This is a genomic window from Streptomyces sp. CNB091, from assembly GCF_000377965.1.
In genome coordinates this window covers 141,012-158,367 of sequence record NZ_KB898994.1, presented here as the reverse complement: position 1 = coordinate 158,367, position 17,356 = coordinate 141,012, and the positions used below count along the sequence as shown (strand labels likewise).

The window sequence follows — 17,356 nt, the reverse complement described above, 5'->3', positions numbered from 1 at the left end:
GTCAGGCCTCCTTTCCAGAGGCTCGGGCGGCGGCGACCGCCGGGTGGAGGGGCGCGGACTTCGGCACTCCGGCCGGCCGCAGGTTGGCGAACTCCTTGCGCAGCACCGGTACGACCTCCTCGCCGAGGATGTCGAGCTGCTCCAGGACCGTCTTCAGCGGGAGCCCCGCGTGGTCCATCAGGAACAGCTGGCGCTGGTAGTCGCCGACCGCGTCCCGGAACCCCAGCGTCCGCTCGATGACCTCCTGCGGGGAGCCCACGGTCAGCGGGGTCTCGCGAGTGAAGTCCTCCAGGGACGGGCCGTGGCCGTAGACCGGCGCGTTGTCGAAGTACGGTCGGAACTCCCGTACCGCGTCCTGCGAGTTCTTGCGCATGAACACCTGGCCGCCGAGTCCGACGATCGCCTGGTCGGCGGTGCCGTGCCCGTAGTGGGCGTAGCGGCGCCGGTAGAGGTCGACCATCTTCCTCGTGTGCTCCATGGGCCAGAAGATGTTGTTGTGGAAGAAGCCGTCGCCGTAGTACGCGGCCTGCTCGGCGATCTCGGGGGAGCGGATGGAGCCGTGCCAGACGAACGGCGGGACGCCGTCCAGCGGGCGCGGGGTGGCGGTGAAGGACTGGAGCGGGGTACGGAACTTGCCCTCCCAGTCCACGACGTCCTCGCGCCACAGCTTGTGCAGCAGGGCGTAGTTCTCGATCGCCATCGGGATGCCCTGGCGGATGTCCTTGCCGAACCAGGGGTAGACCGGCCCGGTGTTGCCCCGGCCCATCATCAGGTCGACGCGGCCGTCCGCGAGGTGCTGGAGGGTGGCGTAGTCCTCGGCGATCTTCACCGGGTCGTTGGTGGTGATCAGCGTGGTGGACGTGGACAGGATCAGGTTCTCGGTGCGGGCGGCGATGTAGCCGAGGGTGGTCGTGGGCGAGGACGGGACGAACGGCGGGTTGTGGTGCTCGCCGGTCGCGAAGACGTCCAGGCCGACCTCCTCGGCCTTCTGCGCGATGGCCAGGGTCGCCTTGATCCGCTCGTTCTCGGTGGGGGTCCGGCCGGTGGTCGGGTCGGTCGTGACGTCCCCGACGGTGAAGATCCCGAACTGCATGGCGTCCGCCTTCCTGAGTGCCGGCCGTGGTTCCGAAGCTCCGTTCCGAAGCGCTGTTCGAAGTCCTGGCCGATTTGGTTGAATGTTGAACTACACCCTACAACGGGACCCCCCTCCTGCCTATTCCTGCCTGTTTCCCTGCGGCCCGGCGCCCTGTGGCCGCTACACTCGGCCCGTGACCTCCGTCCTGTGCCGAAACTGGTGGCGCTCCTCCTAGGAGCGGCCACCGCATCTGCACGGAACCAGGGCCGTTCGACATGGACGGCCCTTTTCGCTGCCCTCGCACGGCGCGGACACGGAGACGGAGCGCAGCGGCGCTCGTCGGCGGGGCCGTCCCTCACGTATCACTCGCGCGAGGAGAGACACCCACCATGACCACGACCACCGCCGAGCCCCACAGCACCGAGCCCCACAGCGCCGACGTCCACAGCACCGAGTTCCACAGCGCCGAGCTGGAGCGCCGCATCGCCCAGGACCCCGGCAGCTTCCGGGTCCTCACCGGGGACCGCCCCACCGGCCCTCTCCACCTCGGCCACTACTTCGGCTCCCTGCTCAACCGGGTCCGCCTCCAGAACCTCGGCGTGGACGTCATGGTCCTCATCCCCGACTACCAGGTGATCACCGACCGGGACACGGCCGAGCGGCTGGGGGAGTACACCGACGGGCTGCTCCTGGACTACCTGGCCCTCGGTATCGACCCCGCCCGGGCCACCGTCTTCTGCCACAGCGCCGTCCCCGCGCTCAACCAGCTCATGCTGCCCTTCCTCAGCCTCGTCTCCGTCGCGGAGCTGAACCGCAACCCCACGGTCAAGGACGAGATCGCGCACTCACGGCAGTCCGCGGTCAGCGGGCTGATGCTCACCTACCCGGTCCACCAGGCCGCCGACATCCTGTCCTGCAAGGGAAACCTGGTTCCGGTCGGCCGGGACCAGGCGCCCCACCTGGAAGTCACCCGGACGATCGCCCGCCGCTTCAACGAGCGGTACGGCGCCGTCTTCCAGGAGCCAGACATCATGTTCTCCGCCGCGCCCCTGCTGCTCGGCACGGACGGCACGAAGATGAGCAAGAGCCGGGCCAACTCCGTGCCGCTCGGCGCCACCGCCGACGAGACGGCCCGCCTCATCAAGGGCGCGACCACGGACGCCGACCGGCACATCACCTACGACCCCGACGCCCGCCCCAACGTCTCGTCCCTGGTGCTGCTGGCCGCCCTCTGCCTGGAGCGGGACCCGCACGAGGTCGCGGCGGGAATCGGCGACGGCGGAGCCGCCGCTCTCAAGCGGACGGTGACCGACGCGGTCAACAGCCACCTGGCCCCCTTCCGGGCCCGGCGGGCGGAGTACGCGAAGGACCTGACGTACGTACGGTCGGTGCTCCGCGCGGGCAACGAGCGGGCGAACGCACTGGCGGAGGCCACGCTGGACGAGGTACGGGAGGCGATGGGCGCGTTCCGGTAGCGGGTTCCGGTAGCGGGTGCGGGTGCGGGTGCCGGTGCCGGGGTGCCGGTGACCGGTGCCAGGTTCCCTTAGCCGGGTGCCGTCGGGCTCTGCTGGCTCGGGCCCCTGCTGGCTCGGGCCCCTGCCGGTCCGGTGCCCCCCTGCCGCCCCGGGCCCTTGCCGCCCCGCCCCCCTACCGTCTCGGCGCCACCGTCCGCTGCCGCCGCAGCAGCTCCGCGAGTCCCCGGCGGGTGGCGGCGATCACCACCCGGTCGGTGGCGCGCAGGACGTAGCCGGGGTGCAGGTCCCAGACCAGTCCGGACGGCGGCGGCTCCGCGTCGCCGTCCGGGTCGTACGGCGGTATGGCGGCGAGGTCCGGGGTCCGGTCGGCCGGCGGGGTGGCGTCGATGGCCAGGACCCGCCAGGCGCCCGCGCGGAAGGCCTGCTCGACCGTGTGGCCCGCCAGTTGCGGGTGCGCCGCCACCTCCAGGGCCGCGAACAGCATGACCTTGCGCTCGACCGGGATCGCGCCGAGGATCTGGCGGCCCATCATGGCGCCGGCGAAGGCCGGGGCGGCCAGGTGGGAGACGGAGCGGGAGCGGGTCAGGGCCCCGGGGTGCGCGGTGCGCAGGGTGCGGTAGACGGCGGTGGCGAACTCGTCGTCGTACAGCCGCAGCGCGACCCTGAGGTCGGGCTTCACCGAGCGGGCGTACAGCGCCGCTTCCAGGTTCGTGGTGTCGATGCTGGTGAGGGCGAGCAGGGCGCGGGCACGGCGGATCTTGGCCGCCTCCAGGACGCCTTCCTGGGTGACGTCGCCGATGACGGTCGGCACGTGCAAGGAGCGCGCCAGCGGGATGCCTCGCGCGTCGGGGTCCTCCTCGACGACGACCACGGGGACGTCGAGTTCGCGGAGCTGTACGAGGACACGCGTGCCGATCTTGCCGAGCCCCAGCAGCACCACGTGCCCCGACAGACCGCGCGGTGGGCGGCGCAGCGAGGAGGCGGTGCGCAGGGTGCCGAACGCCTCCAGTACGGCGGCGACCAGCAGGGGGAGCAGGAGGAGGCCGGCGACGCCGGAGAGGAGCTGGATGATCTGCCGGGCGTCCTTCTCGCCCTCGGCCGGGTCGCCCATCGCCAGCAGGTCGAGCAGGGTCAGGTGGGTGGAGTGCACCACGCTGTCCTCGGTGGTCACGACCGAGGCGATCACCAGGGCGACCACGGAGGCCGCGACGCCGAGGGCCGACCAGCGCAGCCTGCGGGAGAAGACCTGCGAGAGCGGGGCGCCCCTGCCGCCCATCCGGGTGGCCCGACGGGCCGGGTCGGCCCGGCTGACCGCTTCGAGGACCACCGTGCCCCGGCCGGTCGCGGCGGCGACGGCGCTCTCGTCGGGCAGCAGCTGCGGGGCCTCGTCGCCGCTGCTGTCCGAACCCTCCGCGCCCGCCGGGTCGTTGGTGGTGGAGGAGAGCAGTGCGAGGGTGCACAGGCCGGGGTCGGCCGTCTCGCCGGGGCGCGGCGGCGGGCGTTCGGCGGCGCGCAGGAGCAGCCCCTCGGCCTGGATGATCTTGCTGCTGCCGGTGAGGGCGGTGGCGGCGAGGGCCGGGGCGGCGGTGTCGGCGTCGGACAGGACGGTGGTGGAGGCGTCCAGCAGCGCCGGGTCGATGCCGGGCATGGCGACGGCCGCCGCCTGGTCGAGCAGCTCCTCCAGGTGGAGCCCGAGCTTGCGGTTGTAGAGCCGGATCACCAGCCGCAGACGGGGGTTGAGGCGGCGGGCGGTCAGGGCGGCGCGGATGTTGCGCTCGTCGTCGTCGTAGACGAGCGCAAGGGCGGCGGCCCGGTCGACGCCCGCCTCCTCCAGTACGTCGTCGGACGGTTCGGGGGCCTCCATGATGCGGACGGCCTCGACCCCGGCGTTGGTGTCGAGGCTGCCGCCGCCGGCCGCCCCGCTGCCGCCGCCGGCCGCCGCGTTGCCGCCCCCGGCCGCTCCGCTGCTGCTCCCGGCAGCCCCGTTGCCGTTGCCCGCGCGGTTCATCGCCGCCGACATTCGCCCGAACAGGGCCGCCGCGCGCCCCCGTTGGGTCAGCGGCGTCTCCGGGCTGTTCGCGTCCCGGCCCGGGGGCAGGAGCAGGGTGACCCTCTCCCCGTAGACGTAGCGCAGCTCCACGGCGAGCCGGCGCGCCAGGGCGTCGTCACCGCAGACGATCATGTGGCCGGCCGACGGCGGGCGTCCCGGCTGCTGAGGAAGTGGAGGCACGAAACCCAGCATGCCGTGCTCCTTCCGGCTCGGTCTTCCCGTTCAGTGTGGAGTGTTGGCGATCTTCGCATGGTGGTCCGGAACGGCCCGGTCGTTGAGCGCGCCCACCGGACCCCGGGGGCCGCCCGCCGGGCCCTGGTGTTCGCCTGCTGGGCCCTGGGGTCCGCCCACCAGTTCCTGCGGTCCACCCACCGCCCCCTGCGGTCCGCCCGCCAGCAGGTGGCGGGGGTCCGCCGCGCGCTGGATCGCCGTCTCGACCGCCGCGATCCGGTCCGCGAGCAGCCCGAGCGCGGCCACCGCCCTCGTCATGGGGTCGCCGTCCGGGCCGCCGAGCGCCTGCGTGCGGACGTAGGACGCGGTGATCGCCGCCCACCGCTCGGCCTGTTCGGCGGTGAGCGTCCAGCGCAGGGCGGCCAGCTTGAGGAGGTTCGCCTCGGCCCCCGTCGTGAGCGTCTGGGCCTCGCCGGCGTAGTGGTCGTCGACGACGGCGGACAGCTCGTCGTCGTTCATGACGGGCACGATCCGCTCGGCGATCTTGTTCATGTTCCGGTAGGAGCCCTGGAGCCGGAACGGCGGCTCGGTGCGCGTGGCGTCCGTCCGCGCGGCCGAGGCGATGTACGCCGCGTTCACCGCGAGCACGGTGTCCCGGGCGGTGAGCAGATGGCGCAGCACGGCTAGGACGGCGCCCAACTCGGCAGCGCTGTACGGGTGTTCCAGGTGCTCGGCGCGGGCGGCCGGGTCGCTGCCGCCCGCCAGCCGTACCAGCAGCGCCAGGTCGTCCCGGGACCGGGCGGCCAGCGGGGCGAGGACCGGGTTGGCGGTCAGGGCGTTCTCCACGAAGCTCAGCGCGAAGACGTCGTCCCGGCCGCTGAGGACCTCGCCGAGGTTCCAGACGTCGGCCCGGTTGGCGAGCATGTCGGGGATCCGGAACCGCTCGCCGGACTCGGTGTACGGGTTGCCCGCCATGCACACCGCGAACCGCTTGCCGCGCAGGTCGTAGCTGCGCGGCTCGCCGTCCCGCACGCCCTCGATACGGCGCGTGGCGTCACACAACGGGATGAACTTCTGTAGCAGTTCGGGCGAGGTGTGCTGGATGTCGTCGAGGTAGAGCAGGGTGTTGTTGCCCGCCTCCAGCGCGAAGTTGATCTTCTCGATCTCCTGCCGGGCGGTGGCGCTCGGGGCCCGGTCCGGGTCAAGGGAGGTCACGTCGTGGCCCAGGTTCGGCCCGCTGATCTTGACGAGCACCATGCCGAGCCGGTCCGCGACGTACTCCATCAGCGTCGTCTTGCCGTAGCCGGGCGGCGAGACGAGCAGCAGCAGCCCCTGCGAGTCGGTGCGCCGGTCGGCGTCGGCGGTGCCGAGCTGCTTGGCCAGGCTGTCGCCGATCAGCGGCAGATACACCTCGTCGAGCAGCCGGTTGCGGACGAACGCCGACATCACGCGCGGCCGGTGGTCGTCCAGCCGCAGCCGCCCGCGCTCGGCGGTCACCAGGGAGGTGCGCAGCCGCTGGTAGGCGCGGAAGCCGGGCACGGTGTGCGCACGGAAGTCGGCCGTACGGGCGAGGAGTTCGTCGATCCGTACGGTGAGGGACCCGCCGCCCGCGATGCGCGGGTGGTCGCCGAGGAGGCCCTCCAGCCGCTCGGTGAGCGGGGCGTCGCACGCGTACCGCTCCAGCTCCGGGCAGAGCTCCACCGCCACCGCCTCCGCCAGGTCGCCGCCGTCGAGGCCGGCTCCGCCGCAGGCCCCCGCCGTCTCGGCGTACGGGGCGAGCCAGCCCTCCACGAGCTGCCGGCGGGCGGCCAGGTCGTCGCCCAGGGCTGCCAGGTCCTCGGTGTACGCGTCGGGGCCGACCGCCCGGTGGAAGGCCTCCAGGAAGGCACGTACCGAGGAGCCCACGACGAAACCGGCGGGCCCGGTGGTCAGCTCCTCGAAGAGGTACGCGGCGACGGCATGACCCGGCGCGGACGGGGACGGGGACGGGGACGAGGGCGGGGGCGGGGATGAGGGTGGGGACGAGGACGAGGACGCGGACGGGGGCGGGGATGAGGACGGGGACGAGGGCGAGGACGCGGAGCCGACCGCCGCCGCCCACTCCTCCTGGAGCACCGCGATGGCCGGGGCCAGGCCGAAGGTGTCGCGGGCACGCGCCAGGGAGACCGCACGCCTGGTCCAGGACGTGCGTAGCGCTTCATCGGAGCCGTACGCCCAGAAGAGCTGGGCCGCCGCGCGGACGGCGGGCTCGTGGCGCAGCAGCCCCGCGTCCGCGTGCAGACGCAGCAGTGCGGCCAGGATCGCGGTGGCGTCCTCGTCGTGGACGCCCCGCGTGTACCCCTCGTCGTACGCCTCGGCGGCCGACTCCCGCACCAACCGCGCCAGTTCGGCATCGGTGAGGGCGGCGAGATGCCGGGCCCCGTGCTCGTCGAGGAGGCGGGCGGCGAGGTGTTCGGCGCGGTAGACGGAGGCGTTCTCGGAGGGGAGCAGCTGCTCCCAGTACGGCCGGGCCGCCGCGAACGCCGGGTCGGTGACCGGGGCCCGGTAGTCCGTCCCGGTCAGCGCGAAAGCGAGGCCCTGCCCCTCTCCCTGCCCCTGCCCCTCCCCCTGACCGTTCCGGCCCCCTGCCGGCACGAGCGTCAGGTCGAACGGCTGGGTGTTCACGGCGAACCGGTGGCGGCCCAGCCTGATCACGGACCCGCCGTCCGCGTACAGCTCGGTACGGTCGCGCAGGGCGCGGCCTGCCTCCTGGCGGGCCGCCTTCAGCCGCCCGTCCAGCTCCTCCGCCCGTACGGGATCGCCCAGTTCGCGCAGCTCGTCGGCGGTCCGGCGGATCTTGGCGACCATCGGATCGGAGGCGAAGTAGGTGTGGACGGCGTCGAGATCCTCCAGCGAGGCGACCCGCCGGGCGATGGTCTCCAGCACCCGGCCCGCGGACCCGGCCAGCCGCTCCGCGCGGCGCGCCCGCTCGTCCTGGAGCGTCTGCTTGCGTGCCGAGAACGCCTCGTACACCTCGGTGCGGCGCTCGGCCAGTTCGGCGAGGAAGTCGTCGAACTCCGCGAACCGTGACTCCAGGTTCTCCAACTGGAGCAGCAGCCGGGCCAGTTGGTCGTCGCACGTCTCCGGGGTGCCGGCGGCGGCCAGCGCGCCCGTGACGGCCTGCCCGAGCAGCGCGAACTCGGCGGCGAACTCGGCCCGCCCCTCCTTCGACAGCAGCTCCCGGCGGCGTGCGTCGAGCGTGGCGCGGGCCCGGTTCGCGCCGCCCAGCACCTCCGCGATCCGCTCCAGGATCGACGTACGCACGGTGGCGTCGCCGATGTCGAGACCGGCGACGACGTCCGTGACGGTGGCCAGCCCCTCCGTCATCGCGGACAGCCGGTCGGTCACGGCGGACGCGTCCCGGACGGTCTCCAGCGCGCCCGCGTCGGCCACGAGCCCCGCGATGTCCGCGTGATACCTGTCGAACGCGTCCTCGCGCGCCAGGAACGACACGGCCCTCTGGGCGGCCGAGGCGATGTCGCCCTCGGTCCTGGCCGACAGCTCCGCGACGCGCTCGACGTCGGCGTACCGCATGTCGCCGACCGTCGACAAGTGGCCGTGCGCCTGGCGGAGTTCGGTCAGCCGCTCGACCCAGGCGGACGCCGACCCGGGAGCTTCTCCGCGCACCCGGCGCACCAGTGCGGTGATGCGGGCTGCGGTCTCCTCCAGCGCGTCCGCGGCCCGCCGGGTCAGTTCCTGTACGGCGGTGAACTCGGCCAGCACCTGCCGCGCGGTGGCCCCCAGCTCGCGCAACGGCTCGTCGAGCGCGCCCAGTTCGGGGTCAGACAGCCAGTGGTAGCGGTCCTGGGCGCGGGCGCAGTCGGCGGCGAGCTGCCCGTAGACGGCGGTCGTCGGCGTCATGTCCCGTACGCCGTGGGCGAGGGCGAGACAGTCGGAGATCCCGCGTACCAGGTCGGCGTTGCCGGTCCGGGCGAGCGGGCCGGTCCCGGCGGGGCGGCCTGCGGCGTAGGTGTCGGAGACGTACGGGGTCTCCCAGCGCTGCAAGGGGTGCACGCGCGCGGGGCCGTCCGGGCTGTCCCGGAGCAGGATCAGCGTCCCGTCGTCCAGCAGGGCGTGCCCCCGTCCGGTGAGCGGGGTGGCGACCTCCTGACGGATCAGGTTGTAGGGGAGCAGGAGGCTGCGGAGCCCGTCGCGGGAGCGGAAGACGTAGAGCACGTCCTCCCCGTTGGGCGAGCGGACCGCGCCCTCGAAGACCGGCTCGGTCAGCTCCTCGGCGGTGTCGAAGGTCTTCGCGGTGCCGGTGGTGAGGTAGTAGCCGCCGGGGAAGATGATCCCCTGGTCCTCGGGGAGCCGGTGGCAGGACGGGCCGATGCCGTCGAGCCGCTGGACGGTCGCGAGCAGCGAGTTGAAGACGAGGTGCCGCCAGGCGTCCTCCTTGTACGGGCGGACGCGCAGCAGCACCAGCGGCCCGACCTCCGCGTACTCGACGTCGGCGTCGGCCAGCGACTGCAACGGCTCGTCGACGGGTTCCTCGTAGATCCCGTCCGGGGATTCCGTGTCGTCGGTGACCTTGACGGTGAGGGTGCCGCCGAGCGTGTCGACGAAGAGCCCGCCGCCCTTGCCGACGGCGATGTGCGGATGGCGTCCCGGGACGTGGGCCTCGCGCCCCGCCACGGTCCACGCGAAGTCGTGGGAGGGCGGGAAGACGTGGTCGCGCTCGCCCTGGGCGTCGAGGAACGCCCCCGGCGACCCGTCCGGGCCCAGCGCCCAGCGCAGCACCCGGATGTCCTCGGCGTTCTCGCCGGTCCGGAAGACGGCGAGGAGCCTGCCGTCGACGCGGCGCAGCCGCAGCAGGCGGGCGTCGCGGAAGTAGCGGTGGAGGGAGGAGAACTCGCGCCGGAAACCGTCGTCGTCGAGGGGGGTGGGCTCCGCGGCGGATTCGGCACCGGACTCGGCACCGGACTCGCCACCGGACTCCCCTGCCGGGGCGTCGTCCGCCGGTGGCGAGTCCCGTACGAGGAGGACGTCCTCGACCCCGGCCTCGCCGCGTGCGCCCGGCCCGCGCTGGAAACCGAAGAGCAGCCGGCCGCCCACCGCGACGAGGTCACGCGGCACAGAGGCACGTTCGGTGCGCACCTGCTCGGTGGCGAGCAGCCGCAGCCCGGTCGAGCCGAACTCCTCGGTCCGCCGTACGTTGAGCGCCTCGGCCCGCCGCACCAGCTCGCCGGCCTGCGCCGAGAGCCGCCGCCGCAGCACCTCGTAGGCGCCGGCGTCCACGTCGCCTGCGGCGCTCGGGGCGTTCTGTGGCGCGGTGGCGGTGGCGGTGGTGTCGCTGTCCATGCGTACGGCTCCCTACGTAGTGCATCGTCTTCGCCCGGCCCGTCCGGCCCCAGTCAGCCTGTCCGGCTCCACCTGGCCCGTCCGGCTCCACCTGGCCCGTCCGGCTCCACCTGGTCGGCCCGGCTCCAGCCAGCTGGTCCGTTCGTCTCCACCCGGTCGGTCCGGCTTCACCCAGCCCGTCCGGCGTTTGAGGACGGAACCCCGGGCCTGGTAGGCCCGCCTCCTGGCGTGCGGGGGGCGGCCCGAAATCCAGCCTGTCCGGCGCTTGAGGACGGAACCCTGGGCTTGGTGGACCGGTCCTCACGGGCAGGCCGGCCCCTGGTGCCCGCCGCCCGCCCAGCGGGACCCACACGTAGACCGCCGGCCCCCGGTCCGAAGGTTCCGTCCTCAAGCGCCGGACGGGCTGAGAGTGGCCGCCCACGTCCGGTCCTGGCCCCCCGGCCCGAGGGTTCCGTCCTCAAGCGCCGGACGGGCTGAGAGTGGCCGGGGGTTCGTCCTCAAGTGGCGGGCCGGGTGAGTGTGGCCGGGGGTTCGTCCTCAGGCGGCGGGCCGGGTGAGTGTGGCCGGGGGCTCGTCCTCAAGTGGCGGGCCGGGTGGAGGGTGCTAGCCGTGTGCCCCGGCCCCCGCCCCCGCCCCGTTCCGGGAGGCGGCGGTCGGAGTCGGCGGAGCCACCGGCGTACCGTTCGTCAGCGCCGACACCGGCAGATCCGCCAGCCCCAGCTCCTTCGCCGCCGCCAGCAACTGCTGCACCTGCCCGGACGCCGCCCCCGACGCCCCCGGCCCCATCAGCCGCATCAGCAGCGCCGACACCGTCAGGTTCTGCACATCGCCCGTGGAGAACGAGCCCAGCACCCGGCTGATGTCGTCGGTGAAGGACGACGAGCCGTTCAGCCACGGCCCCGCCAAGGCCTGCGCGGTCTGCGAGTTGTCGACGAACCCGTCCACCGCCTTGCCGAGCGAGATCGACGAGACGAGCCGGTCGAAGAAGACCGAGTCGCCGCCGACGATGTCGATGTCGGCGTTCTCCAGGCCCGTCGCCAGGATCGTCGCCTGTGCCTCGGCGACCTGCCGCTGCACGTCGAGACCGGCCAGCCGGATCTCCTTCTCCGCGTCGAGCCGCAGCCGGTACTCCTCGTGCCCGCGCGACGCCTCGTCCAGCGCCGCCATCGCGGCCGCCTTCTCCGTGAGCCCCGCGGCCTCCGCCTTCAGCTTCTCGCCGATGACCGCCGCGTCGGCGGTCGCCTGGGCCGCGGTGCCCTCCGCCGTGGCGAGCGCCTTGAGCCGCGAGCCCTCCGCCTCGGCCTTGAGCCGGGCCGCCGTCGCCCCGGCCTCCGCGAGACCGGCCTTCTCGGTGACGTCCGCCTCCGCGTCCGCCACCTGTACGGCGGCGAGCCCGGGAGCGGCCGTCTCGGCCTGGATGCCCTCGGCGAGCCGCAGCTTGGCCTGCGCGTCGAGGTCCGCGGTCTTGAGCCGGGCCTCGGCGAGCGTGAGCTGCTCGGCCGCCAGGTGGGTGGAGGCCGCCTCCGCCGCCTCGGCCGCCTTGATGTCCTTGACCAGCTTCTCCTGGGCCTCCGCCTCGGCCGCGATGATGACCGACCTGCGGGACCGCTCGGCGTCCTCGACGGCGCGCAGGGTGAGGATCGACTCCTCCTGCTCGGCGACCGTGCGGTCCACGGCGATCCGCTCCCGGATGACGTCGGCGACCTCGCGGCGCTCGGCCTCGACCTCCTTCGTGGCGGCGATCCGGTTCAGCTCGGTCTCGCGCTCGCGCCCGATGACCTCCAGCATCCGGTCCTTCTCGATGCGCTCGCTCTCGACGGCGATGACGCGCTCGCGGTTCTTCTGCGCGACGGCGATCTCCCGCGCCTGGTTCTCGCGCTGGATGCCGAGCTGCTCCTCGGTCTTGATGAACGCGGTCTGCGAACCGAGCCGCTCCTCCTCCTGCACCCGGGCGGTGGCCGCCTCCTCGCGGGCCCGCAGGACCTCGACCTCGCGGCGCTGCTTGATCTCCGCCTCGGCCTGCCGGCGCTCCAGCTCCAGGATCGTCTCGCGGGCGTCGACGTCCTGCCGGGTGATCTCCTTCTGCTCGGTTCGCTGGAACTCGTTGGTCCGCACGTGCTCGATCGCGGTCAGCTCGGTGATCTTCCGGATGCCCTGGGCGTCCAGGATGTTGGCCCCGTCGAGCTGGGCCATCGGGGTCTGCTCAAGGAAGTCGATCGCGGCGTCGTCGAGGTGGTAGCCGTTCAGGTCGGTGCCGATGACCTGGATGATCCGGTCCCGGAACTCCTCGCGCTTGGTGTACAGGTCGACGAAGTCGAGCTGCTTGCCGACGGTCTTGAGCGCCTCGGAGAACTTCGCGGCGAAGAACTCCTGGATGGCGACCTTGTCGCTGGCCCGTGCCGTGCCGATGGACTGCGCGACCTTGATGACGTCCTCGACGGTCTTGTTGACCCGGACGAAGAAGGTGATCTGGATGTCGGCGCGGATGTTGTCCTGGCAGATCAGACCCTCGCGCCCGGCGCGGCGGATCTCGATCGTCTTCACCGAGATGTCCATCGTCTCGGCCTTGTGGAGCACGGGCAGGACGACGGCTCCGGTGAAGGTGACGTCGACCTTCTTGGTCTTGGAGATGATCAGCGCCTTGCCCTGCTCGACCTTGCGGAACAGCCGGGTGATGACGAAGGCGATGGCGATGACGATGAGCAGGACAACGGCGATGAGCACGCCGATGCCCCAGGAGATGGCATCCATAGAAGAGTCCTTGGCGGCTTGTCGGTACGGAAGAGGCACAAGTGAGGTAAGCGAGGCAGAGGCGGCCCGCCCGCCACGGGGGAGGGCGGCCGGTGGGCGACGACGACGGTGGTGACCGGAGGGAGGCGTGAAGTCCCGGTGGCCAGGTGGCCAGGTGGCCAGGTGGTCGGTGGCCGGGAGGTCCGGTGGCCCGTTTCCGGGTCAGCCGGCCGTCCCGCCCGGCAGCTCGTGCGGCCTGGTGTTCGGTCCCGGATCGAGCGCCGCGTCGTAGGGCGAGACCCAGAAGAACTCGCCGTCCTCGTCGTACGCGTAGAGGAGTCCGGAGCCGCCCATGACGAGCGGTGCTTCCACGGCGGCCGGCCCGGAGAGCCGGGAGGCGGACGGGAACGGCCCGGCCGTGCGGACCTGCACGATGGCCGTCGATCCGTCGTGCGACACGACCTCGGCCTGGCCGAACGTCGCGGTGACGGAGCCGGTGCGGACCGTGCAGACGCTCCCGACGAAGTCCAGCCGCGATGGCGGAGGTTCCGCCGGGAAGTACCGGCGGAAGCGGTGGACGAGGAGGCGGACGGCAGCCCAGGCGAGGAACAGCGACCCGGCGAGTACGGCGACGGCGAGCACGGCGCGGGTGGTGCTGCCGGTGTCGCTCCGGTGCAGCAGGACCGTGCCGGTCACGCTGCCGAACCAGGCGAAGACGACCAGCAGGGAGACGGAGACGGAGACAGGGACGCCGCCGAGACCGGCCGGGCCGGTGTCGAGGTCCGCGTCGAAGGAATCGTGGCCGGCGGCCCCGGCGAGCACCAGCAGCCAGAAGCAGACGACGACCACCAGAGCGGCGCCGAAGACGACGGCGGGGAATCCGACTGTCGCGCTCAGGAACTCGTCGATCGGTCCCACCCCCTGCGGTTCTGCGCACGGGCCCTGAGGCGGTGCGCGTCCGTGTCATTCGGTACGGGGGTGGCGAGCGGCCGTTCGGCGGGCGGGTGACGGGGCCCGGCGCCGCGGCGTTGTCCGAGCCTGCCGCGGCGGCCGGGACGCCCCTCTCGGGACTTCTCCCCCCGGATCCCGGATCCGGGGGGTCCGGACCGTCCCCAATCCCCCGTGGACGGTCCGGAACCCCCGGATCCGGGATCCGGGAGGGGCTTCCGCCCCCGTTTCCCCTGCTCCCCCGTGCTTCCCCCGTGTTGTTGCTGACCTGATCGTGTCATCCGGGACCGGCACAGCGCACTGCCGGAACCCGGCAATCTTTACGCTTCACTCATGCCGGGCACCGGCACCGCCCCGTGTGCGTTGGGGAAATGACAAGACTGTTGCAAGGCTGAAGGAGAGCGCGTGGCCGAGCTGAGGATTCCCGAGGAAATGCTGGGCGATTATGCCCACATTCTGGGCGAAGTCGCCCTCACCGGCCGCCGTTTGACCCGTGACGAACTGGAAGCCCGTCGTGCGCTCGGCCGTGCTGCGGCGGACGCGGGGCATCAGCTCCGCGCTCTGGTGACGATGCATCTGGCGCAGACCCGAGCGGCCTGGCCGCGTGCAGCTGCCGGAAACTCACCTGCCGCGACCGACGCCGTCCTGGCCGCCGTGGAGCAGGCGGTCGACGCGTTCGCCGAGGGCTTCGAGCGTGCCCAGCGGCTCACCGTGCGACGGGAGGAGGCGGCGCGCCGGGAGTTCATCGACGACCTGCTCTACGGGCGCAGCGATCTGGTGCGCCTCGCGGAGCGGGCGACCCGCTTCGGCCTGCGGCTTTCCCGGGCGCACGCGGTGGCGGTGGCGTCCGGCCCGGAGGCGTACACGGAGACGGACGCGGTGCCGCGCAGTGTGGAGGCGGCGCTGCTGGCGCGGTTCGGCGGCCGCAAGATCCTGCTGACGACGAAGGACGGCCGGATCGTCTGCATCGCACCGGGCAGTCAGCCCGACGTCCTGCGCTACTTCGCCAAGCAGGCGCACGCGGCGACGGACGGCGGTCAGGTCGCGGTGGGCCGCCCGCACAAGGGCCCCGGCGGGGTGGTCCACTCGTACGACGAGGCGCTACAAGCCCTCGACCTGGCGGACCGGATGGGGATGGACGACCCCGTGCTGTACGCCGCGGACCTCATGGTCTACCCGGTGCTGACCCGGGACCGGCAGGCGATGGCCGACCTGGTGCGCAGCGCGCTGGGCCCGCTCCAGAAGGCGCGGGGCGGCGCGGAACCGCTGCTGAACACGCTGGCGGTCTACTTCGACGCGGGTTGTGTCGCGGCCGAGACCGCCCGCCGACTGGCGCTGAGCGTACGGGCGCTGACGTACCGCCTGGAGCGTATCCACCAGTTGACCGGGTCCGATCCTTCGGACCCGGTGCACCGTTACAGCCTGCAGACGGCGGTCATCGGAGCCCGGCTGCTGGACTGGCCGGCCAAGGAGCTGTGACGGCCGCCCGCGGAGGGGCGCGGGGTCGGGGGACGGAAGATGTGGCCGGGGGTGCTCAGGGGCGACGCACCCCCGGCCTGCCGGTGGGGAGGGGACGTGGACCGTGGACCGTGGTCTGCCGGCCCGCGCGACCGCACCGGCGGTCCTGGTGGGCCCTACAGGTCGAACTCGTGCGGCGGCAGGTCGAGCGCGAAGCACGCCTCCCGCACGACGGCCTGCTCGGACGGGTCGAAGTCACCGTCGGCGCCGCCGATGACGATGCCGATCTGGACCACGGCACGGGCCTCGGTCGGCTTCTTCTTCGCCTTGGCGATCTCCTGGAGAACGCTGACCTTGCCGAACGCGAAGTCGGCGGTGAGCTGGTCGACGTAGCCGTTGAAGCGGCGCTGGAGGTCGTCCGCGGGGAAGTTCCGCAGGACGTCGTTGGTCGAGATGAGTGTCGCGACGCGCTGACGCTCCGACGGGTCGATGGAACCGTCGGCGGCGGCGACGAGGGCGCACATGGCCATGCTCGCGTCCCTGAACGACCCCGACTTCAGGTCGTTCTTCTTCGCCTCCAGCTGCGTCTGCATCGACGACGCGGATTCTTTGATGCGATCCCACAGAGCCATGACGTCTCCCTACGTTGCGGTGCGAACCCGGAGCCGGAACCGGAGCCGGAGCCGGAGCCGATGTAACTCTACAGGCGTGTAGATGTCGACGATGGGGCGCGGGGGTGCCTTCATCACGAAGCCCCCGGGCACGGCGAAGCCCCCGGGCACGGTGAGGGTGTCCGGGGGCTTCGTCGTGGGCCGCGAGGCGGCTACTCGCGCGTCTCGCCCGCCGGTTCGGGGGTGAGGTCGTCGTGCGACGGCAGCCGGCGCTCGGGAGCGGACTTCGCGACGGGCTCCTTCTCCGCGCCGCTCGCGCCCTTGCTCTTCCCGTCTCCGCCGCCGCGCCGGGCCTCGATCTTCGCCGCGAGGGGCTGCGTCCACCGGGCGGTGAGCGGGCCGAGGATGACGAGGATCAGGACGTACGCGGTGGCGATGGGGCCGATGCGCGGCTCGGTGGCCACGGCCAGTCCGGCGATGACGATGGAGAACTCACCGCGCGCCACGAGGGTGCCGCCCGCCCGCCAGCGGCCGCGCGAGCCGATCCCGGCGCGCCGGGCCGCGTAGTAGCCGGTGGCGATCTTGGTGAAGGTGGTGACGATGGCCAGCAGGGCCGCGGGCAGCAGGACCGGCGGGATGTCGGCCGGGTTCGTGGAGAGCCCGAAGAAGACGAAGAACACGGCGGCGAACAGGTCGCGCAGCGGGGTGAGCAGCTTGCGGGCGCCCTCGGCGACCTCGCCGGAGAGCGCGATGCCGACGAGGAACGCGCCGACGGCCGCGGACACCTGGAGCTGCTGGGCGACTCCGGCGACCAGGACGGTGAGGCCGAGGACGACCAGGAGCAGCATCTCCGGGTTGTCGGAGGAGACCGCGCGGCTGATCAGGCGGCCGTGGCGGAGCGCCAGGTAGAGGACGAATCCGACGGCCCCGAGCGCGATCACGAGCGCGAGGCTGCCGCCGGCCAGGCTGACCCCGGCGAGCATGGCGGTGAGCAGCGGCAGGTACACCGCCATCGCCAGGTCCTCCATGACGAGGACGCCGAGGACGACGGGTGTCTCGCGGTTGCCGAGCCGGCCGAGATCGGTCATGACCTTGGCGATCACCCCGGACGACGAGATCCAGGTGACACCGGCGAGCGCGACCGCGCCCACGGGGCCCCAGCCGAGGATCAGGGCCGCGACGGCGCCGGGGGTCGCGTTGAGCACGAAGTCCACGGCGCCGGATGGGTACTGCGTCTTGAGACTGGTGACCAGCTCGGACGCGCTGTATTCGAGCCCCAGCAGGAGAAGCAGCAGGATGACGCCGATCTCGGCGCCCACCATGGTGAACTCTTCGCTGGCCTTGAGCGGAATCAGCCCGCCGTGTCCGAACGCCAGCCCGGCGAGGAGGTAGAGCGGGATCGGGGAGAGGCCTATCCGCCCGGCGAACCGTCCCACGAGCCCCAGCCCGAGGATGACGGCTCCCAGCTCCACCAGCAACGCAGTCGTGTCATGCACGG

General features: G+C 72.7%; 9 protein-coding genes. 2 read left to right on the top strand and 7 right to left on the bottom strand.

What is annotated here, in order from left to right:
- Position 1 precedes the first annotated feature (1 nt).
- Positions 2-1,093 carry an LLM class flavin-dependent oxidoreductase gene (locus D581_RS0110605; RefSeq protein ID WP_018957206.1) on the bottom strand — a complete coding sequence of 364 codons (1,092 nt, stop codon included), beginning with the start codon at positions 1,091-1,093 and terminating at the stop codon, positions 2-4.
- A 371-nt stretch (positions 1,094-1,464) separates the two neighbouring features.
- Here D581_RS0110605 and trpS point away from each other — a divergent pair, with 371 nt between their 5' ends.
- Complete coding sequence (trpS, locus tag D581_RS0110600; RefSeq protein ID WP_018957205.1) at positions 1,465-2,550, top strand: tryptophan--tRNA ligase; 1,086 nt, start codon at positions 1,465-1,467, stop codon at positions 2,548-2,550.
- A gap of 172 nt (positions 2,551-2,722) precedes the next feature.
- On the opposite strand, the gene D581_RS0110595 is transcribed toward trpS, so the two are convergent.
- The 4 genes from D581_RS0110595 to D581_RS0110580 form a co-directional block, all read right to left on the bottom strand.
- Complete coding sequence (locus D581_RS0110595) at positions 2,723-4,792, bottom strand: NAD-binding protein (RefSeq protein ID WP_018957204.1); 2,070 nt, start codon at positions 4,790-4,792, stop codon at positions 2,723-2,725.
- Between the two features lie 30 nt (positions 4,793-4,822).
- Complete coding sequence (locus D581_RS0110590; protein ID WP_018957203.1) at positions 4,823-10,111, bottom strand: DNA repair ATPase; 5,289 nt, start codon at positions 10,109-10,111, stop codon at positions 4,823-4,825.
- A gap of 603 nt (positions 10,112-10,714) precedes the next feature.
- Positions 10,715-12,862, bottom strand: coding sequence for a hypothetical protein (locus D581_RS0110585; RefSeq protein WP_018957202.1), 2,148 nt, complete (start codon positions 12,860-12,862; stop codon positions 10,715-10,717).
- Positions 12,863-13,063: 201 nt separating this feature from the next.
- On the bottom strand, positions 13,064-13,750 hold the full coding sequence (locus D581_RS0110580; RefSeq protein ID WP_026290399.1) for a hypothetical protein: 687 nt from the start codon (positions 13,748-13,750) through the stop codon (positions 13,064-13,066).
- Between the two features lie 444 nt (positions 13,751-14,194).
- On the opposite strand from D581_RS0110580, the gene D581_RS0110575 reads away from it, so the two are divergent.
- Positions 14,195-15,268, top strand: a complete 1,074-nt coding sequence (locus tag D581_RS0110575) for a PucR family transcriptional regulator (RefSeq protein WP_018957200.1) — start codon at positions 14,195-14,197, stop codon at positions 15,266-15,268.
- A gap of 155 nt (positions 15,269-15,423) precedes the next feature.
- Here D581_RS0110575 and D581_RS0110570 read toward each other — a convergent pair whose 3' ends face one another.
- Together D581_RS0110570 and D581_RS0110565 are read right to left on the bottom strand one after the other, a co-directional pair.
- Positions 15,424-15,879, bottom strand: coding sequence for a tellurite resistance TerB family protein (locus D581_RS0110570; RefSeq protein ID WP_018957199.1), 456 nt, complete (start codon positions 15,877-15,879; stop codon positions 15,424-15,426).
- Positions 15,880-16,070: 191 nt separating this feature from the next.
- Positions 16,071-17,354, bottom strand: coding sequence for a cation:proton antiporter (locus tag D581_RS0110565; protein WP_026290398.1), 1,284 nt, complete (start codon positions 17,352-17,354; stop codon positions 16,071-16,073).
- Positions 17,355-17,356: the final 2 nt, after the last annotated feature.